The organism is Pseudomonas sp. GW821-FHT01E05, from assembly GCF_059422425.1.
On sequence record NZ_JBWKWW010000017.1, the window covers coordinates 46720 to 71266 of the forward strand.

Below are 24547 nucleotides of genomic sequence, written 5' to 3' on the forward strand. Positions count from 1 at the left end.
GCGCGGCTCAATGACCAAGGCGACGTTTGGCCCTTTGGCGCAGGGTCAGGTAAACGATCGAGGCAAGCAGCAAGACCCCCGTGAGGGTGATCAGCACCAACGCCAGTACGTTTTGCGAGAGGTACCATTGCAGGTAGCGCCATGCTCCCAGTTTTCCGACGTAGTAATCCTGTTCGGCGACCAGCGATTCGACGTGTTTGCCCCTGACCACCACCAGGCTGCCTTGCAGCTCGTGGGCGTTTTCTTCGGTGCTTTGCAGGGCGGCGGTCACATCGGCCAGGCCGTTGGGCCTTGCACTGGCGATGAACACCACACTGCGCCCGCTCTTGAGCGGCGATTCAAATCCGGTCAGATAAGCACTGCCATCCTCAGCGGAAAACCTGAGGCTGTTGCGTGCTTCGCGTAGATTGGTTTTCGCATCCGGGCTGATCCAGTTACGCACTCGCAGGGGCAGGTCGGACAGTTCAAAGTATTGCGTAGCCCCTTCGTCCCTGGCCGGCAGAAAGCTTTGCCACTGGTCCAGCAATGGCTGATTGTTGCCCGAGGCAAGTACCAGCAAATCCCGGTCGCGTTGATCGGCGAGCTGGTCGGCGTGAACCACTCTCACGCCGGTCGCCGGATAGCCGGTGGAGTCGCCGAAACGGCCCAGCAGGGTCAGGTAGGCGCTCAGATCGGCGGGGCCCGGGTTATCGGACAGGATCACCGAGGTTTCAGAAAGGTCGGCCATGCGGGTGAACGGGAAGCCACTGTCCTTGAACACTCCAAGGTTGGGCATGGCCATAAAATGGTCGTAGTCGCTCAGGTCCAGAGTCGAGTCCGGATCGATCACACCGCGCATGTTGTCGATAATGATGTCGCGGCATTCGCCCTGTTTGGTGTACTCGTACATAAAACGAAATTGCAGGCGTGATTGCAGTGCCACTGAATTGAGCGGCAACAGCATTCGCGACGTACGGGCCAGGCTGTCGTCGGTTTTGAGCATCGCCAGCAGGCTGTCGCTGCTGCCGAGTTTCTCGATCGAAGGCAATTCGATTGACTTGATCAGACTGTCGTTGAAGCTGATCAGCAACGAGGAATTGGTGGCGATCGGTTGGGGCGTATAGCGGTATTTCAGGTCAAGTTTCGCGCCTGGTTCGCGCCAGTTGAACAGGTCCGGCGGCAAGCGCAGCGTAACCGCCATTTGTCCCGGGTTATAACCCGACACATTGAGCTCAGCGGGCTTCGCCAGTTCACCCAGACGAACCGGGCGATCGGAGGGCAGCCAGTTTGGCGCGTCATACGGCTGGCGTGGCTTGAGTGAGTCGATCCGCTCGATCACTACGCTCTGCCCTGAAAAGGCTGAACTGCCGAGGGCCAGGGCTGTCGCGGCGATTTTGAGATCGGCGCCATCGCGCCCGGAAACGATCAACAGCTTGCCCTGAGCATCGTTCGGGTTGCTCATCATCGTCAATGTCGGCCCTGTGGCTTCCTTGATTTTCAAGCCATCCAGGCGTGCGGCTTCGCTACCGCTGACAAAAACCACGGCGTTGCCTTTGGCTGGCAGGTTCGTGAGGCTGGCGGGAAAGGTCGCGCCGCGGTAGCTGGCCAGTGCGCCAAACCAGGAAGACAGGATGCCCGCGGCTTCCAGCTCCGGACCGTCAGGGCGCGAGACAAACACGAAGGGCAGCCTCAAGGGCAAGGCATCCCGACGATCGAACAAGGGCTGCGGCAGAGCGGACAGATCGTTGGGCTGTTGAATCGAAGACACCTGCAGGCTCAACTGGCTCTCGTTGCCGATTCTGGCCCAAAGGCTTGAGTGCAAAGGGTCTTCACATTGCATTGTGTAGTGGCCAATGAACTGCAGGCTGAGCCGGTTGAATTCGGTGATCATCTGTGGCGGGATCTGAACGGTCCGGGTCTGCAACTGACCGGCCTCTTCCTTGGGTAAGGGCAGGCTGGCGGCCACCTGGTCGTTGACCAGCACGTTGATTTGCGAAAGGTCGGCCAGCAACGCCGGTGAATAGCTGTACTGCAGCGTGACTTGCGCCGATGTCACGACTTCATCGGCGCGCACATTGAAGTTCACACTGTCCGTCGCCTCGGCTCCCTTGAGGTTCATCGAGTAGCTTTTGCCCAGCTCCTTGAGGGTGCGGGTATAGCGGTTGCCCGCAGCATCGCTCAACGGTGCGACCGGCATCACCGCCGGGACTGTGGCGCTGGTTTGTGCGGTAGCACTCAAGGCCAGGTCGCTCCAACCCAGTAGCGAGCAGGCGATCAGCATGAGAGAGCGGCGAGGGAGAAAGGTCCGGCGAAAGGAATGCTTCAAGATCGTTGCTAATCCGCGGTGGAGTCGATAGGTGATGGAGCGTTCGAACGTTTACGCAGCAGGGCATGGCCGTCTTTTACGGTTGCGACGAACAGGTTGAGGATCGCGCGCAAGCCAATGCTGCTGACCTCGCGCAATGCCGCCAAGGGGGCGTCGAGACGGCCGTTACCCCAGGTGTTGGCCCACGTGTCGGCCCGTGAAAACGTCAAACGCACCAGTTCGCTTTGCTGGCGCAGGGTCAAGGCACCGAATTGCATGCCCGCCACGCTGTCGTTGCTGAATACCGCCGTTGCAGGAAAGATGCTTGAGGGAGGGCTGCGCAAAATACAGAACCGCAGCTTTTCATCGGCAGTGAGCTGAACCTCGGGTGGCAGTGTCAGACCTACGCCGTTCTGCGAGAAATTCTGGGTTTTGCAATCGAACGACGTGCCGTCTTCGCGATAGATGCGCACGGGTAGATCGGCTGGCACCCTTGGCTCTGCGCGCGCTTGAGAGGCCTCACTGGCCACTGCTACGGCGGTGCTGACAATGATGATGTTGTACAGGGTCCAGGTCAGGTTGATCGCCAGGGTAGTGACCTGGGCCGAATCACCCCCGATCAGTTTCACCACACCGCATACCAGACCGATCATGTTCAAGGTCAGCAGGACGATATAAGGCCGCGCGAGCTTCCAGTCGAAATACTCCTTTTCGATGATGCCGCCCTTGTCGGTCACGTTGAACTTGCCCAGCGAAGGGCTGATCAGGGCCAACAGTACCGGCCGCATGATGTACCAGGCCAAAACCGACTCATACACTTCGTTCCAGAATGAATGGCGGAAGCGGCCCTGGATGCTGGAGTTGGTCAGGCTGGAATGGACAATATGCGGCAGTACATAGACCGTGACCATCAACGCCGAGGCGTGGAAAATCTCTGCACCGAAAACCAGGTAGGCCAATGGTGCGGTCAGGAACACCAGGCGAGGCAGGCTGTAGAAAAAGTGCATCATGGCGTTGAGGTAGCAGATACGCTGCCCCAGGTTCAGCCCTTTGCCGAACAGCGGATTGTCGGTGCGAAAAATCTGCGCCATGCCGCGCGCCCATCGTATGCGTTGGCTGATGTGCCGGGAAAGGCTTTCCGTGGCCAGTCCCGCTGCCTGTGGAATGGCCAGGTATGCGGTATTGAAACCACGGCGGTTGAGCTTGAGCGCGGTATGCGCATCCTCCGTCACGGTTTCGGTCGCGATACCGCCGACTTCCAGCAAGTGTGTGCGCCGCATGACCGCGCAGGAGCCACAGAAGAACGTTGCGTTCCAGAGGTCGTTGCCATCCTGCACCAGGCCGTAGAACAGCTCACCTTCATTGGGTACTGAGCGAAAGGTATCGAGGTTCTTTTCGAAGGGATCGGGTGAATAGAAAAAGTGCGGTGTTTGCAGCAACGCCAGATTCGTGTCCTTGAGAAACCAGCCCATGGTGATCTGCAGGAAGGAGCGGGTAGGGACGTGGTCGGCATCGAAGATGGCGATGAACTCTGCGTCAGTGACTTTGAGCGCCTCGTTGAGGTTGCCGGCCTTGGCATGCCGATTGTTGTCGCGGGTAATGTAGTTGACACCAATGTCCTGGCAGAAAAGCCTGAACTCCTCCCGACGTCCGTCGTCGAGCACATGCACACGCAGTTTTCCCTCGGGCCAGTCGATGGCCTGGGCGGCGAGCACCACCAGTTTTACGATGCTCAACGCTTCGTTATAGGTGGGAATGAAGACATCTACCGTTGGCCATTGAGCGGGTGCCTGCTGCAAAATCTGCGGTTTGCGGTGCAGCGGCCAAGCCGTTTGTACGTAGCCGAATATCAGCACGAGCAGGGCATAAAGCTCGGCCAGCACCAGCCCGTAGCCAAATACGGCATCCTGCCAGTTCTCAAAGCTCAGGGTGTCGGACAGGCGCCAGTACATGTAGCGCAATGAAGCGATCAGCGAGAGTGTTATCAGGGTCAGGATCGCCAGACGGCCGGCTTGCCTGCGGATGATCAGGCTGGCGGCAAAACAGACGGCGGCAAACGCTCCCTGGGAATACAGATCCAGAGGCGCAGTGAGGATGCCCAGTGCCAACACCGCAGCTATCAACCCGATCGAGATCTTCAGGCCCTGGCGACAGCGAAGGGGCCATCGGCTGACACGAGCCTGGAAACTATCCAGTAGTTCCTCTAGCCGCCACGTCCTCGCGGGTGCCTGATTCAGCTGGACGGTCATGGTGCAATCCGCTCGCCGGAGGAATCCTGGAGAAGCAGGGCATGGACCGAGCGCGATAGCGCAAAAATGTCTTTGCAGGCGATGCTGCCGGGTGAGTACTGCAGTGGGTCTCGACCATAGGCCAGCGATTCGTTGAGCTGGTGATCGTGATGAATCGTCCCGATCAGCTCAGTACCCAGCCGCCGCTGAAACAGCACGCCCATGTCCCTGCTGAAGGCGCGAGAGTCATCCTGTTGGTTGAGCACATACCTGTGCCGTTGCCCACGTCGCCGGCTGGTTTCCAGCCAATGCGTCATCGTGTCCAGTGCCAGATAGGAAGCCGCATCGGCCACCGTCACCACCAGCACCAGATCGGCGGCATCGAGTGCCTGTTGCGAATAGACGGTCGCGCCCGAAAGGGTATCCAGGATCACGGTATCGTTTTCGCCGAGGTTCATCGCCGCAAGGCGCTGATTCAACCAGTCAGGATCTTCAAGCATCAGCTGCTTGAGCGATCGGCGATCGTTCACCTCGCCCGTGCCGAAGGGCAGGGACTCACTGTCGCCATAGCCCTGCAGGCAATGAGCGCTCCAGTCTGCGGCCTGCTGTCTGAGCTGGATCAGCCCGAGAACCTGTCTGGTGATGCCCAAGTGGCTGGACAGGGCGTTCTGAGGGTCCAGATCGATCGCAATGGTTCGCCCGCCAGGGCGCCGGAGTGTTTTCGCAAGGCCTGCTGCGACGGTGCTTTTACCCACTCCGCCGTTCGCTGAAACGACAGCGATGACCTTTGCCTTGGTCCGCGTGCGAGCCGCTTCTGGCAGACCGTCTCTACGAACCTGGTGGAGTTCGCGCAACAGCTCGCTCAATAGCTGACGGTCACCCGTTGCAGAACCTGCAGATGATGCAGTCAGTGAAGGGGCGCACGTTGGCGAGATGACGACGTTCTTCAAAGGCTCGACCGGCGCGCCAATCAGCTGGGCGGGCTCTGGCTCGTCAGGCGTAAACACCGTGGCCGTTGGTTTGAGGGGGGGCAATGTCACGGTCAACTCTTCTTCAGTCGCCGACACCGTCGGTGTAACCGGGTCATCTTTGAAGTGTTGATAGTTTGGTTGTATTTCCTGGTAGCTTCCTGCACTGGCGCCAAAACTTGTAAACAGTTTTGCAATGTCGTCTACATATTTCATGCGTTGTACCAGGAATGAAGTAACTCGGAAACTCAGGGTTCCGTTAACTAGACGGGTTTGTTGCGTTGTCTTTGTATCGACAGAGTCGGACTAGTTTGTGGTGATGGCGTCGTGCTGTCAACGATTGTTATAAATGGTCGGGTTGTGTTTTTTATTCGCCTGAACGCTATCAGGGTGTTGCGTGATTCGCAGAGCTGCGAATATCAGGGAGGTTATATAATGTAGTTTGGAGAAAGTGTAATGCGCTATTGGAAGGCGGGTGCCTTTATCAGGGTAAGTAACTTTCAGAAGCGAAAGAGCAGTCAGTTTCGGACGTCTTCGAGGAATTGTTTCTCGGCTATATTTTAAAGAGGTTGACCTGCGTGTTGGCAGAAAGAGTGACGGCATTCAAAATATGCCTTTTCAGATACGGTACGGGCGTCCCAAGGCTGCGCGTCAGGCGACGTAAAGCTGCAAGGACGCTCACCGTCAGGCCTGGGCGGCTCGACGTCAGTCCCCACGTAACTGCGATGTATTGTGGCCTCAAGACTTTTTTGGTGATAATTTCCGAAGGTTCCGGGAGACTGTTGGTCGTCATTGAAGCGCAACTTCTCTCGCGGTCGTTATTTTTGCAGTGGGTGTTTTTTAGTAGCAGATAAAATGAACGATTTGACGTTCTCTATTGTCCGTTATCAGACAGTGATTCTTATTAAGTTCCAGACTCAGGCCTGAGATCGAAGCAAGGGGCTTTATAGGCTTGAGTAGATTCAAGCGTGTAAAATAATTAACGCGCTCATCATGAAAAACTTTCTGCGGGAGTCGTATCGACGAGATTTAACCGCATGATGGGGGTGAATAGTTGACTAAAGTGTTTTTTTATGGAGGTGTTGCGGTCTTTTGGCGAGAAGTTAATCGGCGGGTCCGTATTAGTATTTCACCGTCTATGCGCTCCATCTGAACGAAAACTCTGTGCCGAACCTTCGATGAGCTGCGCCCGTCTGGACTTCAATAGGGCACCCGGCGGTCTTTCACGCCGCCCGGGCTCAAAGCAGAGATTCATACACTTCGTGATAAGCGGCCCTGCACGAAAGTAACGACGCTCCTCCAGTCTCAATCCGTGGCGTCAAACGCTTTGTGCCAGCAGACGAGAGCGACAGGGAGAGACTCGACCAAGGGGTGTTTTCGCACGCACGATCCCATCTCAAATTGTTACCGGACGTACCTGAACGGCGCAAAAACGTGGCTGCGGTAACAGTTGCGAGCGCTTCTGAAAAATCTTCGATAATTTATTTGTCGTCTCGTAAGGCCCGTTCCAGACGGTTCCTGGCTGCTTTTCAGATCTTTTTTAGCGTCCACTCTGCGAGTTGGCCGCTTGATTGCATAAGCTTGTACATACAAGTATGTGTGTGTGCGTAAGAGTTAATAGGGCGTCTTGACGCACAGGCGGTTTTTAAAACACTTGTCCGGAATGTTGGTTCGGAAATTTCTACGTTCATAGCGTCGCACGCGTTCCAGTAACAGTACTCATGCGCCACAAGCGCTCATATTGGTTTTAGGAATTGAATATGAAAAAAGCATTGCTAACCCTTTCTGCACTGACTTTATGCATGGCTGCCGGCTCCGCGCTGGCCAAGGAGTATAAAGAGCTGCGTTTTGGTGTTGACCCTTCCTATGCGCCGTTCGAGTCCAAAGCGGCTGACGGTAGCCTGACAGGGTTCGATATCGACTTGGGTAACGCGATCTGCGCCGAACTGAAGGTCAAGTGCAAATGGGTCGAAAGTGATTTCGACGGCACGATCCCGGGCCTGAAAGCCAACAAATTCGACGGTGTGATCTCGTCGATGACCGTGACCCCGGCCCGCGAAAAAGTCATCGACTTCTCCAATGAGCTGTTCGCCGGTCCGACTTCGCTGGTATTCAAAAAAGGTTCCGGCCTGAGCACTGAGATTGCCTCGCTCAAGGGTAAAAAGGTTGGCTACGAGCAAGGCTCCATTCAGGAGGCCTATGCCAAAGCCGTACTGGACAAGGCCGGGGTGGAAACCCAAGCCTATGCCAACCAGGATCAGGTCTACGCCGACCTGGTCTCCGGCCGTCTCGACGCCTCGATCCAGGACATGCTGCAAGCCCGGCTGGGCTTCCTGAAGTCGCCACAAGGTGCCGATTTCGAGGTCAGCGCGCCAGTCGACAGCGAGCTGCTGCCTGCCAAAACGGCGGTGGGGATCGCCAAAGGCAACACAGAGCTCAAGGCCCTTCTGGATAAAGGTATCAAAGCGGTGCACGACAACGGCACCTATGACGCGCTCCAGAAGAAGCACTTCGGTGATCTGAATCTCTACAGCGGCAAGTAACGAGCCGGCGCCCGTCCTGTGGATGGGCGTTTTTTTATCGCTATAGGTCCCTGAATTATGTTCGAAGCACTGTTACAGACCCTCGGGCTTTCCGCGTTCAGCCTGAAGGGGTTCGGCCCTTTGTTGCTGGAAGGCTCCTGGATGACCGTCAAGCTATCGATACTGTCGCTGTTGTTGAGCGTGCTGCTCGGCCTGATCGGCGCCAGTGCCAAGTTGTCCAGCATCAAGCTGCTGCGGGTTCCGGCCCAGCTCTATACCACACTGATCCGCGGGGTGCCGGACCTGGTGCTGATGCTGCTGATTTTCTACAGCCTGCAAACCTGGCTGACCAGTTTCACCGTAGCGTTGGGCTGGGAATACATCGAGATCGATCCGTTTGGCGCGGGGATCATTACCCTGGGCTTCATCTACGGTGCGTATTTCACCGAGACCTTTCGCGGCGCGATCCTCGCCGTGCCGCGCGGGCAGATGGAGGCCGCAACCGCCTATGGTTTGAGCCGTATTCAGCGTTTTCGCTTCGTGGTGTTCCCACAGATGATGCGCTTCGCCCTGCCGGGTATCGGCAATAACTGGATGGTGATCCTCAAGGCCACCGCGCTGGTGTCGATCATCGGCCTCGCCGACCTGGTCAAGGCCGCTCAGGATGCCGGCAAAAGCACCTATCAACTGTTCTTTTTTCTGGTGTTGGCAGCGCTGATTTACCTGGTGATCACCAGCGCTTCGAACGTCGTCCTGCGCCGCCTCGAACGGCATTACGCGTCAGGTTCCCGGGAGGCTGTACGATGATTGAGCTCTTGCAGGATTACTGGAAGCCCTTCCTTTATAGCGACGGCTACCACATCACCGGCCTGGCGATGACGCTGTGGCTGCTCAGCGCCTCGATCTTCATCGGTTTCCTGGTGTCGGTTCCGCTGTCCATCGCCCGGGTCTCCAACAAGTTCTACGTGCGCTGGCCGGTGCAGTTCTACACCTACCTGTTCCGTGGTACGCCGCTCTATATCCAGCTGCTGATCTGCTACACCGGGATCTACAGCCTGGCTGCCGTCCGCGCGCAACCGGTGCTCGATGCGTTCTTTCGCGATGCGATGAACTGCACCATCCTGGCCTTTGCCCTGAACACCTGTGCCTACACCACGGAGATTTTTGCCGGGGCGATTCGCAGCATGGCCCACGGTGAAGTCGAAGCCGCGAAGGCCTATGGCCTGAGCGGCTGGAAACTCTACGCCTACGTGATTATGCCCTCGGCCCTGCGCCGCTCGTTGCCCTACTACAGTAACGAAGTGATCCTGATGCTGCACTCGACTACCGTGGCCTTTACCGCGACCGTCCCGGATATTTTGAAAATTGCGCGGGACGCCAACTCGGCGACCTTTTTGACCTTTCAATCGTTCGGCATTACCGCGCTGATCTACCTGAGCGTCACCTTTGCGCTGGTCGGTTTGTTCCGCCTCGCCGAACGCCGATGGCTGGCCTTTCTGGGCCCGGCTCACTAGGACTTCTACTTCCCCTTTGAGGATGCTTGCGCACATGTACAAACTGACCATTGAAGACCTGCATAAAAGTTACGGCAGCCATGAAGTACTCAAGGGTGTCTCGCTGAAAGCCAAAACCGGTGATGTGATCAGCCTGATCGGTGCCAGCGGTTCGGGCAAGAGCACCTTTCTGCGCTGCATCAACTTTCTCGAAACACCCAATGGCGGCGCCATGAGTCTGGACGGCCAGTCGATTCGCATGGTCAACGATCGACACGGCATGCGCGTGGCCGACGACGCTGAACTGCAACGAATTCGCACCCGTCTGGCGATGGTGTTTCAGCACTTCAACCTGTGGAGCCACATGACCGTGCTGGAAAACATCACCACGGCCCCGCGTCGGGTGCTGGGTGTCGGCAAGAAGGAGGCAGAGGATCGGGCCCGACGCTATCTCGACAAGGTCGGTCTGCCGTCCCGCGTCGCTGAACAATATCCGGCGTTCCTCTCCGGCGGTCAGCAACAGCGCGTGGCCATCGCTCGGGCCCTGGCCATGGAGCCGGAAGTCATGCTGTTCGACGAGCCAACCTCGGCCCTCGACCCGGAACTGGTGGGCGAAGTGCTCAAGGTGATCCAGGGCCTGGCCGAAGAAGGTCGGACCATGATCATGGTCACCCACGAAATGAGCTTCGCTCGCAAGGTGTCAAACCAGGTGCTGTTTCTGCATCAGGGACGGGTCGAAGAGCAGGGTGCACCCGAGGACGTACTCGGCAACCCCCAGAGCGACCGGCTGCGGCAGTTCCTCAGTGGCAACCTGAAGTAAGCGCCATCCTCCGTGCAACACCTTTGAGCGACTGGCCAGTTGCTCAAAGGTGTATTGTCTGCCTGGTTCGGTCGAGCCAGTGTTCCAGGCACCAATTGAAGCGCCCGCCGTCTACTTTGCCGCACATTCTGTTAGCCTCATGAACGACTGAACTCAAAGGTCGCTCGCCTGTCGAAGCGCTCAGCCCCTGATCGCTGACTTCAGAGAGCGGCGTGGGAAGTTCGAACGATCTGGATTAAGGCAAAAAACATGAAGCGGATCGTCACCGTTTTATCAGCGTTCGCTATCGCAGTAGGCCTCTTCGGTTGTATCAGCCAGCCGATCGAAATGACGCCGCAGACTGCGCAGCGTTTGCAATCGCAACCCCCGATCCGTTTTCTGCTGACCTTCGACGACGGTCCAAGCGCGTCCGGGTTTTACAATCCGACGGTCTCCGTTCTCGACGATCTTGCCCATAATCCGGTGCAATCGGGTATCAAGGCGGTCTTTTTTGTGCAGACTCGTGCGACAGGGGCGGGTGGCAGCGAACGGGGCCGGGAAATCATGCACCGTGAACATGACGAAGGTCATGTGCTGGGCTTCCACACTGCCACGCCGGGGCACACCAATCATCGCTCGCTGAACCCGGAAAAACTGGAGCAGTCGCTCACCGATGGCAGCGCGGACATTGCTGCAATCACAGGCGCGGCTCCGATTTTCGTGCGCCCGCCATTCTGGAATTACGATAAACGTACCTTCGCCGCGTATCAGCGCCATGGCATGCATGTTTTGCTGACCGATCTGAGCGCCAATGACGGCAAAATCTGGGGCTACAATTTCAGTCTGCGCAGACGCTCCAACCTGCTCAGGCAAATGTCCGAGGTGCGCGAGCGGATCGCCGCTGGAGAGTTGCCGACGGTCGATGGCGCCATTCCGGTGGTGGTGACCTTTCACGACCTCAATCGCTACACGTCCCGGCATATGCAGGAATACCTGCAGATCCTGCTCGACAGCGCGCGCGAGACGGGCGTGGCAACCGCAGCCAAGCCTTTTTACGATGACCGATCGGCGTTGCAGCGTGCCGTCATGGCCCGCACGGTCAGCGATAGTTCCGAACCTGTCCGTTTGCCAGGGTTCTGGAACTGGTTTTGGAAAAGCAATTCGGAATAAGACTGATAAGCAGGTATGGCGCCGGCGAAATTTTTTCGTCGGTGGTTACGTACATTCGTGCAGCCAGTCAATCAATACCTGGACGCGCTTTGGCATGGGGGTGCGCTGAGGGTGGACCAGGAAATAGTCGTAACGCCCGGGCTGGGTAAAACCGCCAAAGGGCAGGATCAATTCACCTTGATCTATTCGTCGTTGCACCAGGCGCTGGCGACCGATTGCTATACCGACATTATTGATTGCCGCGGTAACGCATAAGTCGGAACGATCAAAGGTCAGGCTTTTTTTCGGTAGCCACGCTTGCATGCCTTGATGCCCGGCCCACAGCTGCCACTCTGCATCGTAAACGGCGTTTTCCCAGGCCAGAGCGTCGTGCAGAAGGGTGCAGGTGCGCAGGTTTTCGGGGTTCTCCAGCAAACCATGTCGATGAGCGTATTGAGGAGTGCAAACGGGGGCGATGGTTTCGCTCATCAGTTTATGGCTGACCAGGCCAGGGAATTCACCGTTGGCATACAGCAGGGCCAGGTCGATATTTTGGGTGCGGAAGTCGATGTTGTCGTTTCCGACGCGGATATCCAATGAGATTTGAGGGTAGCGTTCGTGAAAATCGGCCAGGCGTGGCACCAGCCAGCATTGAGCGGCCGAGGGGCGGGAGTAGAGCGCGACTGAGCCGGATATTTCCGAGTCAGGAGATGGTTGCAGCGCCTCCGTCAACTCGTCCATGACGCCTTGCAGAATCATGAACACGCGTTCGCCTTCGACGGTCAGCCGGACTTGCCGTGTCAGGCGCTCGAACAGGCGCAGTGACAGGGCGCGTTCGAGTTTGCCAATGCGATGGCTCACGGCACTCGGCGTCAGGCACAGCTCTTGTGCGGCCAGGGAGAAGCTCAGGTGTCGAGCCGCCACCAGAAAAGTATGCAGGTTGGCAAACTGCGTGCTATTGATTTGGGCCCCAGGTCGGGGGGGAAGGTTCAGCATCAATAGGTACTCCGCTGGCGAAAATCGATGGATCCGTGCCCCTGCATTGAGCACGGGCACGGACCGACGATCAAGGTTTATTGCAGTGCCAGAAGCACCCGTCCTTTAGTCAGGTAGGCGTCCATTTCTTCGTCGGGCACCATGCTGCCTCCAGTGCCCCACACCAGATGGGTGGCGTTGGCCAGGCGCGACTCGGTCAGGTTCAGGCGCTCTCGATAACCCTGTTGCTCCTGTACAACCCTGATCAGGCCAGGAACGCCTGCCAGCGCGGAGGGTTCCAGTTTAATGCCTTCGGTCGATTCCATCAGGGCCAGCAGGCGGTACATTTCCTCATCGCTGATCGTGTAGTAACCGTCGAGCAAGCGTTGCATCGAACGACCGACGAAACCGGACGGTCGACCCACCGCCAAGCCATCGGCCGCGGTGCTGTTGTCGATGCCGAAGTCATAGACAGAGACCGCATCATGCAGACCGGTATAGACCCCCAGCAGCATGCAAGGCGAGTGAGTCGGCTCGGCGAAGATGCAATGCACTGCGTCGCCATAAATGTGCTTGAGGCCAAAGGCAACGCCGCCAGGGCCACCGCCTACGCCGCACGGCAGGTAAACGAACAGGGGATGTTCTTGATCAACGGTGATGCCCGCCGCCGTCAGCTGTCGCTGCAAGCGCTCAGCGGCCACGGCATAGCCGAGGAACAGGTTGACCGAGTTTTCATCGTCGACAAAATGGCAGTGCGGATCGGACTCCGATTGTTTACGGCCTTGCTCGACGGCCACGCTGTAATCGGACTCGTACTCCATCACGGTGACCCCGCAAGAGCGCAACTTGTCTTTCTTCCATTGCCGCGCGTCGGCGGACATGTGCACGGTGGCCTGAAAGCCCAGACGGGCACTCATGATGCCGATGGACAGCCCAAGATTGCCGGTGGAGCCGACGGCAATACTGTACTGAGCGAAAAATTTGCGGGCTTCTTCGCTGTCCAGTTTCGCGTAGCTGTCGCCGGGTTGAATCAGGCCCGAGGCGAGAGCCAGGTCTTCGGCATGCTTGAGTACTTCGTAAATCCCGCCGCGGGCCTTGATCGAGCCGGAAATCGGCAGCAGGTTGTCGGCCTTGAGCCACAAGGCGCCCTGCGATGCCTGCGGGTATTGGCTAGCCAAAGCCGCCTGCAATTTAGTCAGGGGCAAAATCTCGGACTCGATGATGCCGTGACTGGCGCTGGTCTGAGGAAAAACCGACATGATAAATGGTGCAAAACGCTCAAGCCGGGCGCTGGCATCAGCGATATCGGCGGCGGTCAAGGCCACGTCGCTCAACGCCTGTGCGGCAGGGGCGAGGGCAGGGTTGAACCAGGTGGTTTCCTTCAGGTTCACCAGTTCGGTGATCAAGGGATGGCTTTCGCACCATGATTCGATGGATTTATCCAGGGTCATCTTGTTACTCCAGACTTTTAATTGCAGACGGACGGGCTCACACCCAATGCGACAACAGTAGTGTCATCCCCAAGGCGATGACTGAGGCGAGCACGGTACCGGCGGTAAATTTTTTCAGCGCATCACTCAGGGAGACGCCCAGGTATTCCTTGACCACCCAGAAAGCCGAGTCAGTCACGGTGGTCCAGCCGATAGCGCCGGCACCGATGGCGATCACCATGAGTTCGCGGTTTTGCCCTGGCATGGCGTCCAGGATTGGCAGAATCATGCCAGCAGCACTGACCATTGCCACGGTTGCCGAGCCCACGGCCAGGTGCATCAGGCCGGCGACGAGCCAGGCCAGGAGGATCGGATTGATGTCCCAGTGCCCCAGGGTGCTGGCGAGGACTTTGCCGACGCCGCTGTCAATCAGCACGCCATTGAACGCGCCACCGGCGCCGATGATCAGCAAAATGTTCGCCAGCGGGGTGAAGCAGCTCTGGGTCAAGACCTGCAGTTGCGCCATCTGCAAGCCACGGCGCAGTCCCAGCGCCCAGTAGGCAAAGATCACTGCGATCGCCAGGGCGGTCAGGGGGTTGCCGAGGAAGGTCATCAGGCTGTACAGGCTGGTGCCTTGAGGCAGGCTCATGACAGCCAACGTCTTGCCGACCATCAACAGCAGCGGCAACAGGATGGTAAACAGGGTCAGTCCCAGGCCTGGCAGCTCTCGGTGCGGACTCAGGACGCAGCGCTCATCCAGGAAAGCCTGTTGGCTAGCGGGCGCAGTGCGCGAGCAGACCAGGTTGACCCAGACAGGGCCGGCGATGATGGCGGTCGGCAAGCCGACGATCAAACCGTAGAGGATGACGGTGCCGACATCGGCGCCGAGCATCTTGGTAATCGCCATGGCGGCAGGATGGGGCGGCAGCATGCAGTGCACGGTCATCAGCGAAATGGCCAGCGGTATTCCGACATACAGGATATTGAGGCGGGTTTCCTTGGCGACGACGTAAATCAGCGGGATCAGCAAGACAAACCCCACCTCGAAGAACACCGGGATGCCTACGACGAAGCCAACCAGCATCATCGCCCATGCGGCGCGCTGTTCGCCCAGGGCATTGAGCAATGCCTGAGCGATGCGCTCGGCGCCACCTGACTCTTCGAGCATTTTGCCGAGAATACTGCCCAGGCCGATGATCGCTGCGAGAAAGCCCAGAGTGCCGCCCATGCCTTTTTCAAAGGATTCGGCAATGCTCGGCAAGGGCATACCGGCCCCGGCGCCGACGACAAAACTGGCCAGCATCAAGGCCAGGAAGGAATGAACTCTGAATTTGACCACCAGCACAATGATCATCACGATCGCTGCCAGTAGTATCAGTAATAGGCCCGCATTTTCTTGCATGACAACCCCTTATTATTTTATTGAGCGCGTTAACCCGCATACCTCACGGTGCGGCGGATTAAGCGCCAGCGCTGAAGGGGTTTACAAAGGATGCTTTTTCAACGAACGGGTGATCTGATGTCACCTATGGGGGAGGGGGTTCCCCATGCCGGATTCAGTGAAGAGCCTGACATGAGGAGGCGCTGGTCAGTGCTGCATCGACTGGATAAAACTGGCGATGCGGCTGTTGTTGGGAGAGGCGAGTAGCTGCTCCGGGCAACCGGATTCAAGAATGCCACCGTCAGCGACAAAGCAGATGCGGTCGGCCAGTTTGCGTGCAAAGTTCATTTCATGGGTGACGATGATCATCGTCATGCCTTCCTGGGCGAGTTGGCGGATGGTGTCGAGCACCCCGGACACCAGCTCCGGGTCAAGGGCCGAGGTAGGCTCGTCGAACAGGATCAGTTCCGGTTTCATGGCCAGGGCTCGCGCGATAGCGACTCGCTGACGCTGCCCGCCGGAGAGTTGGTCAGGGTAGTAGTCGAGGCGTGCCGACAGGCCGACCTTGTCGAGAATGGCCCGGGCTTCGGCGATTGCCTCGTGTTTGGGGCGGCGTAGCACATGCACCGGTCCTTCGATGACGTTCTCCAGAACAGTACGATTGCTGAACAGGTTGAACTGCTGGAACACCATTGGCATTTTGCTGCGCGCCATGCGCAATCGGGATTCGTCCACCTGTTGGTAGGTCTGGTTGTCCTGATGGCACAGCCGCTCCCCGGTAAAGGTGATCTCACCGGCGCAGGGCGTTTCAAGAAAGTTGATGCAGCGCAGCAGCGTCGACTTGCCGCCGCCGCTAGGGCCGATAAGAAAGATGACTTCGCCACGCTTTACGGTGAGGTCAACGCCGCGCAGGATTTTGGTGTTTCCGTAGGCCTTATGCAGGCCGCTGATCTGCAGGATGGGATCGGCATTCATGATTTGGCCTCTGTCAGCCTGGAGGATATTGGACTCGTATCGGTACGGGTGCCTGCGCGCAGGTGGGCCGGTGTCAGGCGTTGCTCGATCCAGTGCACCCCGCGTGCAGCAATGAAGCTCAGGACGAAATAGATGATCGCTACCATCAGATAGACCTGCATGCTGAGGAAGGTATTGGCGATAACGATGCTGCCGTGACGCAGTAGCTCATTGACGGCAATGAAGGAAACCAGCGAGGAGTCCTTGAGCAGTGAGATGAAATAGCCGCCCACTGTCGGGATCGCAATTTTCAGTGCCTGAGGCAGGATCACTCGCAGATAAATCCTGGTGCGCGACATGCCAATCGATAGACCCGCCTCCCGCTGGCCCTTGTCCAGCGAGAGGATGGCGGCACGAAAGACCTCGGACAGGTAGGCGCCGAGGTTGAGGCTAAGGCCCAGCACCCCGGCCCAGAAGCCGGAAAGTGTCAGACCGATTTGCGGCAGGGTGAAGTAGATCACCAGCAACTGTACGACCAGCGGCACGCCTCGCCAGAGTTCCACATAGCTGCGTAGTGGCCAGTCCAGCCAAGGCCGGCGTGCCAGTCGACCGAGAGCGACGGCAATGCCGATCAGTATGCCCAGGGTCATGCTCAACACTGACAGTTCCAGTGTCACTACCGCGCCCTTGAGCAGGAATGGGAAGTACTGGGGGATGAGGACAAACAAGAAGTCGTACATGGCGGGTATCCCTCTGTTTGCTTAAGGGTCAGTGCTTGATCAGCCTGGTTTGCATGGAGTCCCATACGCCGTATTTTTCGAGGATGGTCTGGTGAGTACCATCGGCGATCATCGAGTCGAGTGCGCCGTTGATGGCTTCGCGTAAATCCCCACATTCGTCACGCACGGCGATCGCTTGCGTACCGTAGATGTACGGCGCCTTGGCTTCGGCAGCAGCCCATTCCGGTTTCGGTTGATAAAGGATTGGCTCGCCGACGACGCGCAGGTTCTTCATGGTTTCCTTCTGGCCAATCAGGGTGCCCTGATCGAGCAGGACGGCATCGGCCTGATTGTTCTGCAGGGCCTGGAAGGGCTCGCCGAAACCGTTGAAGTCCATGACTTCGCCCACCACGCCGGCGTCAGCCAGCCGGTGTGCGTTGAGCGAATCGTCGGTCCCCATCACGCTGGCGAGCTTCTTGCCTTTGAGGTCGTCCATCGTTTTGATCGGTGAGTCGGTCTTCACGATGACGTAGTTGTAGCTCAGGAAGTAAGGATTGCTGAAGAGGATCCCGGCGTTCTTTACCCGTTCCTGGGTCGCCGACATGGCGGAGAGAATAATGTCCCAGCGCCTGGATTTCATGCCGGGAATCAGGGTCGACCATTCGGTAACGACATACTCGGTCTTGGGGACGCCGATACGTTTACCGATCTCCTTGAACAGCTCGGCTTCGAAGCCGCCGTAGCTGCCATCTTCGTTTTGCCAAATAAAAGGTTTCGTGCCCATCAGGCCGTTACCGGATCGCAGCACGCCTGAGGCTTTGACGTCCGCCAGGCAACTGCTACCGGCCTGAGCCAGGCCGGCAGTGCCGAGGAGCAATGCAAGAGCGCTGATTTTGAGTAGTGAACGTTGCATGGGTGTGTCTCCGATTGGGAATTTTATTTTTATTTTGCTGAGCAAAAGCTCTCAATCTCGGAACCGTGTATCTATGGTGTGCAACTCCTTCTCCCTGATTCCCGGGGAGGCGAGCGATGAAGGTAGGGGGCAGGCGTGTGCAGTCGTCTCAGTCGTCTTTGCGCCAGACAACCGGAAACCAGTCTTCGCGCATACGGTCGCCGGTTTTCAGGTTGATCCCCGGGAAGGGCGGAGATGTGCGCCCGGGGCGCGCGATGTAACGCACATCGTCGCCGATGAAGCGGGTCGAGAACGCTCTTCTGCGCCCGGTTCCCTGGTTGCCCGCGGCACCATGCACAGTGCGAAAGTCAAACACCACGGCATCGCCCGGTTGCAATTCCGGCGAGAGGATTCTGAAGTCGCCGTTATCCACATCCGGCATGTCCATAAAGACACTTTCCCCGGTTGTCGAATGGGTCTCGCCATAGAAGTTCGTATTGCTGGCCCAGCTTTTCGGTCGTACCGGTTTAGGCCACAGATGTGAGCCGAGTACCACGCTCAGGGTGTTGAGTCTGGTCACCGGATCAAGCGGAATCCAATAGCTGGCAGTCTGCAATCCATCCACGCAGTAGTACGGCAGATCCTGATGCCAGGGCGTTGGTTTGGAGGTGCCGGGCTCTTTGACCAGGATGTGATCGTGGAAGACCTGCACCTGGTGTGACTGCATGATGTGGCCCGCGATCCCCGCTGCCGGTGAGTTCATGACAAAGTCGGTAAAGGCCGGGATACGTTGCCAGTTGCAGTAGTCTTCGAAAAAGCGACCGTTTTCGCCGCTGCCCACGTTCTCTATCGCAAACTGGCTGGGTTGCGCGAGGTTCTGTTCGAATCCTTCACGCAGGCGTTCGATCCAGTCGGTGAAGACACCGCGCAGGACGACAGCGCCATCTCGCTGAAATACCTCGACATCGGACATCATCAGACTTGCTCCTCTGGTGTTAGCGGTGTGCGAGGAGTATTGCTTTTAAGCCTGAATAGGAAAACTATATATTTCTTATTCTTGAGTATAGGAAAAGATGATAGGTTTTTCGTTCCGCCAGCTGGAGTACTTCGTTGCCGCCGCCGAGCATGGAAGCATCAGTGCCGGGGCAAGGGCGCGACATGTATCGCAACCCTCGGTGTCCCTGGCCATTTCTCAGCTGGAAGAGGTGCTGGGTGAGCGCCTGTTTCGGCGCCAGGTCAGTCGCGGGCTGGAGCTGACGCCGGCAGGGCAGCGCCTCTTGGGGGGCGCGCGGGACATTCTCAATCTGGCGGCGGCGATGACCGAGGAACATAGTGACCGGCAAACGCTACGTGGACAGCTGACGCTGGTCTGCTTTCAGGACCTGGGACCTTATTTCGCACCTCGATTACTGGCCGGCTTTCGTGCGCAGCACCCAGAAGTGTTGATCACGCTGTTCGAAACCGATCTGGCGGGTGTGCATCGCACCTTGAACGCAGGCAAGGCGGAGCTGGCATTGACCTATGAGTTGGGGCTCGATCCGCTGACCGAGCGGCAAGTGCTCGCTCAACTCTCACCCTATGCCTTGCTGCCAGCCGATCACCCGTTGGCAGCGCAGGAGGACGTATCGCTCTTTGATCTGGCGCGCGAATGTCTGATTCTCGAAGACATTGCGCAGACGCGAGAGTACTTCCTCTCGCTATTCTGGTCGCACGATCTGCATCCAATGGCGCAGCAATACACCCAGACCTTCGAGATGCAGCGCGGCCTGGTTGCCCATGGTTATGGCGTGGCATTGTCTTGCACCCGTCCGGCAGGTGATCAGAGTTACGACGGTAAACCGATTGTCTGTTGTCCGCTGCGCGAAGCCGTCAAGCCGCAGCGCGTAGTGCTCGCCCAATCCAGCGCAATGCGCCCGTCACAGGTCGCTGAAGCCTTCATGCGCTGGGCTGCCAGCGAAACCCTGCCATAGCGTCAATCTGCTCATTTGCGTTCGACTGCACTGCATGGCTGGTGAGTTTGATCCTGTCACGCAGGGCAATGTCTCGACGGAAGGTCATTTTTCAATATTGACATATATATATGTCGAAACTACCGTTATTGAACAAACCATCAATTCGAGTCTCCCGCCATGAACATCAAAGCTCTGGGTTTCTTGCTTTTTGCACTTTGCGCTCAACCGGTCTGGAGTTACGCCGCTCAAAGCCCGGCGCCTGTCGCGGGGGCGCCAGAAGCGGCGCTCACGACTCGACTGGCACTGCGGGATCTGTGGGTGGAGCACATTTTCTGGATCAGAAACTACGTTGTCGCCAGCCAGCAAGGCAATCGCGCGCAGGCGGATACAGCGGTGGCTCAAGTGGTGACCAACGCCACCTCGATAGCCAATAGCCTTGCACCCTTGTACGGCCAGCCTGCAGCCGATCAGCTGTTGAAGCTGCTCGCCGGGCATTGGGGGGCGGTGAAACATTACAGCGATGCCTCTGTAGCCAAGGACACCAAGGGGAAAAATGCCGCCGTTGAAGAACTGACCAGTAACGCCAAAGCCCTGGCGCATTTCCTGGCCTCGGCCAACCCCAACTTGCCGGAGGGGACATTGGTCGCCATGCTCAGCACTCACGGCGGGCATCACATCGCGCAAATTGATCAGTTGGGCAAAAAGGACTATGCCGCTGAAGCCCGAACCTGGGCGGCGATGCGGCAACATATGCAGGTCCTTGCAGACACTTTGGGTGCAGCACTGGTCAAACAGTTTCCGGACAAATTCTGACGTTGGACGGGGCGCGCAAGCGCCCTTTTTTTTTTTGGCAAAAGCGGTGAGGTTGCACAATGCTGCAGGGGATGGGTCGTACACAGCAGGATCTTTTGTCAGCACTGCTGTATCAGCCGGCGGGTATGAGTATTGATGATCTGGCGAGCCACCTCCAGGTGACGCGTACCGCCATTCGACAACACCTGACCGCGCTGGAGCGGGACGGTCTGATCCTGCGTGGCGAAACCCGACCTACTGGCCGACGCCCTCAGCAGTTGTTTCTGCTCTCGAGCTCCGGCCGGGAGTTGTTTCCACGGCAATACCAGATGCTGGCCGATCTGTTGATTGGCGAGGTCGCCGAAATCATTGGCCACGACAATCTGGTCAGATTGATGCGCAGCCTCGGTCAGAAAATGGCCGCGGGAATGGAGCAAGCGGTCGTAGACGAAGAGCGGATCGTCAGCCACATGAATCAGGTTGGATATGAATCGCAGGTGTTTTTCCGTTCCTCTGGCGAGAAGGAAATAGTCGCCCACAACTGTGTGTTCCATCATTTGGCCAAAGCCCACCCTGAAGTCTGCCAGCTTGATCTGGCGCTCATCGGCGCGCTGGGCGGCGGCGAGGTGGAACACCTCGAATGCATGGTGCGCGGGGGCGAGGTCTGCCGCTTTCACCTGAACCGCAAGCCGCCGGATTCAAGCGACAAATCTCTCTTGTAAGGCACGTGCCAGGGGTGTCGCCAAACTCGGCGCTTTAAAAAGACTCCTCGGCAGGTTGCGACAAGCACAACACCGAGCGGTTGCCAGGATGGTGCTGGATCACATGCGCTCGATGCAGCTGACTATGCCGACCTCTGGGCGAAGAAAGCCAATCCCGGTTATCGATACCTCATTCCAGCAGGTGCTGTCGCAATAGTCACGGCGCTTTATGGAGGAGGGTGAGGCCATTGTTTTTGCCTGCATCGGACAGCGAATCGATGAATTGAGAGGAGAGTTAAATCTTTTAGAATTCAGGGGGTTGCCAAGTCCTGTCTTCTTCTCCATAATGCCGCCCATCGCTCAGGCGCTTGGCTACAAGCGGCTTGCAGGATGAAGGTTTGGGTCGTTAGCTTGGCTTCCGTATCCGCTCCAGTTTGTATACGGTTGATGTCGTTGTATGGCATCGAGCGTTTGAGGCCGAGTAGCAAAATGGTTATGCAGCGGATTGCAAATCCGCCTACGCCGGTTCGATTCCGACCTCGGCCTCCACTCTTGAAAACCCCGTAGATCAATGATCTACGGGGTTTTTTATTGCCTGCCGGAAAGTGAAGTGTTCCGCAATCGGTCGTTGTCTCGTCGGTGACCCGTTCTCCGATCCTGAGTGATTGGATCCTTGATCATTTCCCGAGATGGGTCGGTGAGGTCGTATCGCTCAGGCATTTCAAGGGGGGGCCGTACAGAGCCTGGTCGCCCAGCCTGCTGGCCTCTGCGACGCCATGGGTGCCGCGCGCGCTTCTATCGACCATTGCGATGATCGTCTCGAAGAGTTCGTCCTGCGCCTGCGCGGGTGTGATTTCTCCGTTTGCGGCGGCATGGGACAGGGCCTCGGCCGCACCGAGCATCGCCCGAAGACCCGCGGGCGCGATAGCACCTTCTCTGGTGAAGGGGGAGAGGGCAATCCGACACTTGTTCATGAAGACCGCTTCGTACTCGCGCTTGATCTTTTCGAGCTCCGGTGAACTGGCCGGCGCCGCGATCACGCCGGGTATCTCGTTGCCCTGGAGGAGCACGCACTCATCGTTGTTGCTCATCACGATCCCCGGTCCCTTACCCGTAGCCTCGCTGCGCAAGTCGCTGATGGCTTAACCCTGGCCGATCCCGGCAACTCCTTTGAAATCGCGGACCTCTCGGCGCAAGCGTTCGATCCGCGGTTCACCGCGGCTGATCTGGCTGTCCATCACAAGGAGGCGCCGCCCCCCGCCGATGTGGTCGCCGAGCAGGAGAGGATCGATCGCGCCGATGCCCTTGTGCTGGTCTATCCCGTCTACTGGTGGTCGATGCCGGCGCTTCTCAAGGGATGGATCGATCGAGTGTTCGCCAATGGCTGGGCGTTTTCTGTCGGCCGGGATCGGCAGCGACGGGCGCTTTGCAGGTATTGCGCCTGGTACAGAGCGACCAAGGCGGACATTCACGGGCACAGCGTAGCGGCCGCACTATAATTAGTCTGTGTCCTTGTTTGTGTGGCGAGCACTCCAGAACGAATCAGGTTTCCATAGCGCTCGTCTGACAAGCACAGGGCAGCACAGTAAATGGGACGCAAAGTACGTTCGATTACGCAAGAGAGGGTCCTGTCATGAAAATTCACTCCTTCCAGCATTACTCTCATGGTCTGGAAATGGCCGTTCACGACGCATGGATTACCGCCAAGGTGAAATCGGCCCTGGCGCTTTCCGAGCCGGCCCTTGGTCTGCATGTCAATGTCAAAACCCATGCGGGCACGGTGGCGTTGAGCGGCCGTGTCAACACCCATAGGCAGTGTGAGCAGGCCATAGGTCTGGCCCGTTCGGTTCATGGTGTCGCCGAAGTCGATGCCAGCGACTTGCAGACCCACGTGTTCACGCCAGGGAGTTTTCCAGAAGCTCCCAACGCCGAAGAGAGCACTGAGAGTCGGCCACAATCGTCAGCAAAGACGGACGACAAGTGACGATGACGACCTTGCCAGCGCCGCGCTCCTGGTTGGGGGGGAGCGGGGCGCAATGCAGATCGAGGACTTCCACGGACTAACAGACCACGATGCTGTCACCGCGTGTAGCACAAGAGCGGGATCTGCTGTGAGGTGGAGTCCATCGATCTGCCGGGCGTCGGCAGGTTGAATGCCTGTAGGCTCCAGCGTAATGCCTTGCCGCGTTGGTATAGATCAAGCTGCCAGCGCTCGTTCTGTCGTGTCGCGAGCGGATTCGACCCTCGCTGGCCAGTCGCTTGCGGGTATGAATCCGGGCTTGCTACAGCCGTGGATAGGGCAGATACAATCCTTCGACTTTATTAATCCAGGTAACAGGGAGTGGAAGTCATGGACGTTCAAGTCGTACGCGCTGACGTAGATTGTGTCGATAAAATCGCGAAACTCTTCGATGTCTACAGAGGATTTTATGGGCAGCCCTCCAATATTCAGGAATCGTACGACTTCATTGCAGAACGCATCACCCGAGATGAGTCTGCGATCTTTTACGCGAACAAACCCTTGAAAATCAGTTGGTTGCGGAACGATGCTCATGCTAACCTATTGAAATAGCTTGTTTTTTCGTAGATGGATTGCAAATCCACCTACGCTGGTTCGATTCTGACCTCGACCTCCACTATAAATAGGCTCCGTAGATCAATGATTTACGGATCTTTTTTATTTGAGCTTCAAAGCAGGATTTTGTCTTGCATTTGACGTCAGCGACCTTGCTTCAAGGGGAAGGGATGTATATATTTCCTCCCTTGCTGCACAAGCGCCAGGACTGCGTAATCGTTATTAACCTGTTCTCGGCCGCTTCACCGCGCTACCGCCCGAATGGCGAAACTGGTAGACGCATGGGACTTAAAATCCCCCGCTCGTAAGGGCGTGCCGGTTCGATTCCGGCTTCGGGCACCATACATATCAAGGGCTTGCATGAGATACCTCATGCAGGCCCTTCTTGTTTGCTCCGCAAAAAAACATATCTGCTCCGCAATTCGGTGCCGCTGGTCATTTCGTAGGGGTGACTTTCATGCCTTTTCGCTTCCTGATTTAGTGCTCCGTCATCATGACGGTTGTATGCCCCGCTTAGCGCCTGTCTTACCTTGCTGAACCCACAAATGATCCGCCCGGATATGCTGCGCATCCATCTTCGTCCTGTAGTTGAGCGCAGATCATAGGCATTCACAACCGTCATGCCGCCACCTGCTCGAGCTGGCTGAAGACGGGAAGGGCGCCGGCCTGCTCACGTACGGCACGCATTCCCTCAGTGTCGTAACCCCAGATGTTGCTGTCATCGAACGACCTC

19 protein-coding genes, 2 tRNA genes and 3 pseudogenes are annotated in these 24547 nt (G+C 57.6%); 13 read left to right on the forward strand and 11 right to left on the reverse strand.

Going from position 1 to position 24547, the window contains the following annotated elements; genetic code table 11:
- Positions 1 to 7: 7 nt before the first annotated feature.
- The 3 genes from bcsB to bcsQ are packed head-to-tail and all read right to left on the reverse strand — an operon-like array spanning position 8 to position 5696.
- Positions 8 to 2305, reverse strand: coding sequence for a cellulose biosynthesis cyclic di-GMP-binding regulatory protein BcsB (gene bcsB / locus AC07W5_RS27360; protein ID WP_494991219.1), 2298 nt, complete (start codon positions 2303 to 2305; stop codon positions 8 to 10).
- An 8-nt stretch (positions 2306 to 2313) separates the two neighbouring features.
- Positions 2314 to 4533, reverse strand: a complete 2220-nt coding sequence (gene bcsA / locus AC07W5_RS27365) for a UDP-forming cellulose synthase catalytic subunit (RefSeq protein WP_495024669.1) — start codon at positions 4531 to 4533, stop codon at positions 2314 to 2316.
- Entirely contained in the window at positions 4530 to 5696 is a 1167-nt protein-coding gene (bcsQ, locus tag AC07W5_RS27370; RefSeq protein ID WP_495024670.1) for a cellulose biosynthesis protein BcsQ, read from the reverse strand. The genes bcsA and bcsQ overlap by 4 nt, the downstream gene beginning before the upstream one ends.
- A 1544-nt stretch (positions 5697 to 7240) precedes the next feature.
- Here bcsQ and AC07W5_RS27375 point away from each other — a divergent pair.
- From AC07W5_RS27375 to AC07W5_RS27395, 5 genes are all read left to right on the forward strand, one after another.
- Positions 7241 to 8023 (forward strand): transporter substrate-binding domain-containing protein, encoded by a 783-nt coding sequence (locus AC07W5_RS27375; protein ID WP_495012651.1) that lies wholly within the window; start codon positions 7241 to 7243, stop codon positions 8021 to 8023.
- Between the two features lie 57 nt (positions 8024 to 8080).
- Positions 8081 to 8809: an ABC transporter permease gene (locus AC07W5_RS27380; RefSeq protein ID WP_494991223.1), complete on the forward strand. Its 729-nt coding sequence runs from the start codon at positions 8081 to 8083 to the stop codon at positions 8807 to 8809.
- Positions 8806 to 9516 (forward strand): ABC transporter permease, encoded by a 711-nt coding sequence (locus AC07W5_RS27385; protein WP_494991224.1) that lies wholly within the window; start codon positions 8806 to 8808, stop codon positions 9514 to 9516. Before AC07W5_RS27380 ends, AC07W5_RS27385 begins: the two co-directional genes overlap by 4 nt.
- 34 nt (positions 9517 to 9550) lie before the next feature.
- Positions 9551 to 10315 (forward strand): ABC transporter ATP-binding protein, encoded by a 765-nt coding sequence (locus AC07W5_RS27390; RefSeq protein ID WP_494991225.1) that lies wholly within the window; start codon positions 9551 to 9553, stop codon positions 10313 to 10315.
- A 249-nt stretch (positions 10316 to 10564) separates the two neighbouring features.
- Positions 10565 to 11464 (forward strand): polysaccharide deacetylase family protein, encoded by a 900-nt coding sequence (locus tag AC07W5_RS27395; RefSeq protein WP_495024671.1) that lies wholly within the window; start codon positions 10565 to 10567, stop codon positions 11462 to 11464.
- A 45-nt stretch (positions 11465 to 11509) separates the two neighbouring features.
- On the opposite strand, the gene dsdC is transcribed toward AC07W5_RS27395, so the two are convergent.
- The 7 genes from dsdC to AC07W5_RS27430 all read right to left on the reverse strand — a co-directional run bounded on the left by dsdC (position 11510) and on the right by AC07W5_RS27430 (position 18770).
- Positions 11510 to 12439 (reverse strand): DNA-binding transcriptional regulator DsdC, encoded by a 930-nt coding sequence (dsdC, locus tag AC07W5_RS27400; protein ID WP_494991227.1) that lies wholly within the window; start codon positions 12437 to 12439, stop codon positions 11510 to 11512.
- 77 nt (positions 12440 to 12516) lie between these two features.
- Positions 12517 to 13869 carry a D-serine ammonia-lyase gene (gene dsdA, locus AC07W5_RS27405; RefSeq protein WP_495024672.1) on the reverse strand — a complete coding sequence of 451 codons (1353 nt, stop codon included), beginning with the start codon at positions 13867 to 13869 and terminating at the stop codon, positions 12517 to 12519.
- Positions 13870 to 13906: 37 nt separating this feature from the next.
- Entirely contained in the window at positions 13907 to 15250 is a 1344-nt protein-coding gene (locus AC07W5_RS27410; RefSeq protein WP_494991229.1) for a GntT/GntP/DsdX family permease, read from the reverse strand.
- Between the two features lie 186 nt (positions 15251 to 15436).
- Positions 15437 to 16189, reverse strand: a complete 753-nt coding sequence (locus tag AC07W5_RS27415; RefSeq protein ID WP_494991715.1) for an amino acid ABC transporter ATP-binding protein — start codon at positions 16187 to 16189, stop codon at positions 15437 to 15439.
- 11 nt (positions 16190 to 16200) lie between these two features.
- The gene (locus AC07W5_RS27420) at positions 16201 to 16923 is read right to left on the reverse strand and encodes an amino acid ABC transporter permease (protein ID WP_495024673.1); all 723 of its coding nucleotides are present in this window, start codon (positions 16921 to 16923) and stop codon (positions 16201 to 16203) included.
- A 28-nt stretch (positions 16924 to 16951) separates the two neighbouring features.
- Positions 16952 to 17815 carry a substrate-binding periplasmic protein gene (locus AC07W5_RS27425; RefSeq protein WP_495012656.1) on the reverse strand — a complete coding sequence of 288 codons (864 nt, stop codon included), beginning with the start codon at positions 17813 to 17815 and terminating at the stop codon, positions 16952 to 16954.
- Between the two features lie 148 nt (positions 17816 to 17963).
- On the reverse strand, positions 17964 to 18770 hold the full coding sequence (locus AC07W5_RS27430; protein WP_495012657.1) for a phytanoyl-CoA dioxygenase family protein: 807 nt from the start codon (positions 18768 to 18770) through the stop codon (positions 17964 to 17966).
- A 97-nt stretch (positions 18771 to 18867) separates the two neighbouring features.
- Here AC07W5_RS27430 and AC07W5_RS27435 point away from each other — a divergent pair, with 97 nt between their 5' ends.
- From AC07W5_RS27435 to AC07W5_RS27450, 4 genes are all read left to right on the forward strand, one after another.
- The gene (locus AC07W5_RS27435; protein WP_495024674.1) at positions 18868 to 19764 is read left to right on the forward strand and encodes a LysR substrate-binding domain-containing protein; all 897 of its coding nucleotides are present in this window, start codon (positions 18868 to 18870) and stop codon (positions 19762 to 19764) included.
- 159 nt (positions 19765 to 19923) lie between these two features.
- A complete protein-coding gene (locus tag AC07W5_RS27440; RefSeq protein ID WP_495012658.1) occupies positions 19924 to 20559 on the forward strand; it encodes a hypothetical protein in 636 nt (211 codons plus the stop codon).
- A 59-nt stretch (positions 20560 to 20618) separates the two neighbouring features.
- Entirely contained in the window at positions 20619 to 21260 is a 642-nt protein-coding gene (locus tag AC07W5_RS27445) for a helix-turn-helix transcriptional regulator (protein WP_495024675.1), read from the forward strand.
- A gap of 454 nt (positions 21261 to 21714) precedes the next feature.
- Positions 21715 to 21788: transfer RNA gene (locus AC07W5_RS27450), tRNA-Cys, on the forward strand.
- 128 nt (positions 21789 to 21916) lie between these two features.
- Here AC07W5_RS27450 and AC07W5_RS27455 read toward each other — a convergent pair.
- A pseudogene (locus AC07W5_RS27455) lies at positions 21917 to 22318 on the reverse strand (hypothetical protein); the annotation flags it as partial.
- On the opposite strand from AC07W5_RS27455, the pseudogene AC07W5_RS27460 reads away from it, so the two are divergent.
- The 4 genes and pseudogenes from AC07W5_RS27460 to AC07W5_RS27475 form a co-directional block, all read left to right on the forward strand.
- Positions 22298 to 22651, forward strand: a pseudogene (locus AC07W5_RS27460) (NAD(P)H-dependent oxidoreductase); the annotation flags it as partial. The pseudogenes AC07W5_RS27455 and AC07W5_RS27460 sit on opposite strands and share 21 nt — an antisense overlap.
- A 221-nt stretch (positions 22652 to 22872) precedes the next feature.
- A complete protein-coding gene (locus AC07W5_RS27465; RefSeq protein ID WP_494991236.1) occupies positions 22873 to 23223 on the forward strand; it encodes a BON domain-containing protein in 351 nt (116 codons plus the stop codon).
- Positions 23224 to 23589: 366 nt separating this feature from the next.
- A pseudogene (locus tag AC07W5_RS27470) lies at positions 23590 to 23751 on the forward strand (GNAT family N-acetyltransferase); the annotation flags it as partial.
- A 318-nt stretch (positions 23752 to 24069) separates the two neighbouring features.
- Positions 24070 to 24156 (forward strand) — tRNA-Leu (locus AC07W5_RS27475).
- Positions 24157 to 24547: the final 391 nt, after the last annotated feature.

Bases quoted from the DNA above. Each gene is read 5' to 3' on its own strand.
- dsdC (WP_494991227.1), bottom strand. From the start codon at position 12,439: ATGCTGAACCTTCCCCCCCGACCTGGGGCCCAAATCAATAGCACGCAG.
- AC07W5_RS27410 (WP_494991229.1), bottom strand. From the start codon at position 15,250: ATGCAAGAAAATGCGGGCCTATTACTGATACTACTGGCAGCGATCGTG.
- AC07W5_RS27395 (WP_495024671.1), top strand. From the start codon at position 10,565: ATGAAGCGGATCGTCACCGTTTTATCAGCGTTCGCTATCGCAGTAGGC.
- AC07W5_RS27435 (WP_495024674.1), top strand. From the start codon at position 18,868: ATGATAGGTTTTTCGTTCCGCCAGCTGGAGTACTTCGTTGCCGCCGCC.
- AC07W5_RS27390 (WP_494991225.1), top strand. From the start codon at position 9,551: ATGTACAAACTGACCATTGAAGACCTGCATAAAAGTTACGGCAGCCAT.
- AC07W5_RS27445 (WP_495024675.1), top strand. From the start codon at position 20,619: ATGCTGCAGGGGATGGGTCGTACACAGCAGGATCTTTTGTCAGCACTG.
- dsdA (WP_495024672.1), bottom strand. From the start codon at position 13,869: ATGACCCTGGATAAATCCATCGAATCATGGTGCGAAAGCCATCCCTTG.
- bcsQ (WP_495024670.1), bottom strand. From the start codon at position 5,696: ATGAAATATGTAGACGACATTGCAAAACTGTTTACAAGTTTTGGCGCC.
- AC07W5_RS27465 (WP_494991236.1), top strand. From the start codon at position 22,873: ATGAAAATTCACTCCTTCCAGCATTACTCTCATGGTCTGGAAATGGCC.
- AC07W5_RS27425 (WP_495012656.1), bottom strand. From the start codon at position 17,815: ATGCAACGTTCACTACTCAAAATCAGCGCTCTTGCATTGCTCCTCGGC.
- AC07W5_RS27380 (WP_494991223.1), top strand. From the start codon at position 8,081: ATGTTCGAAGCACTGTTACAGACCCTCGGGCTTTCCGCGTTCAGCCTG.
- AC07W5_RS27385 (WP_494991224.1), top strand. From the start codon at position 8,806: ATGATTGAGCTCTTGCAGGATTACTGGAAGCCCTTCCTTTATAGCGAC.
- bcsA (WP_495024669.1), bottom strand. From the start codon at position 4,533: ATGACCGTCCAGCTGAATCAGGCACCCGCGAGGACGTGGCGGCTAGAG.
- AC07W5_RS27430 (WP_495012657.1), bottom strand. From the start codon at position 18,770: ATGATGTCCGATGTCGAGGTATTTCAGCGAGATGGCGCTGTCGTCCTG.
- AC07W5_RS27440 (WP_495012658.1), top strand. From the start codon at position 19,924: ATGAACATCAAAGCTCTGGGTTTCTTGCTTTTTGCACTTTGCGCTCAA.
- AC07W5_RS27420 (WP_495024673.1), bottom strand. From the start codon at position 16,923: ATGTACGACTTCTTGTTTGTCCTCATCCCCCAGTACTTCCCATTCCTG.
- AC07W5_RS27375 (WP_495012651.1), top strand. From the start codon at position 7,241: ATGAAAAAAGCATTGCTAACCCTTTCTGCACTGACTTTATGCATGGCT.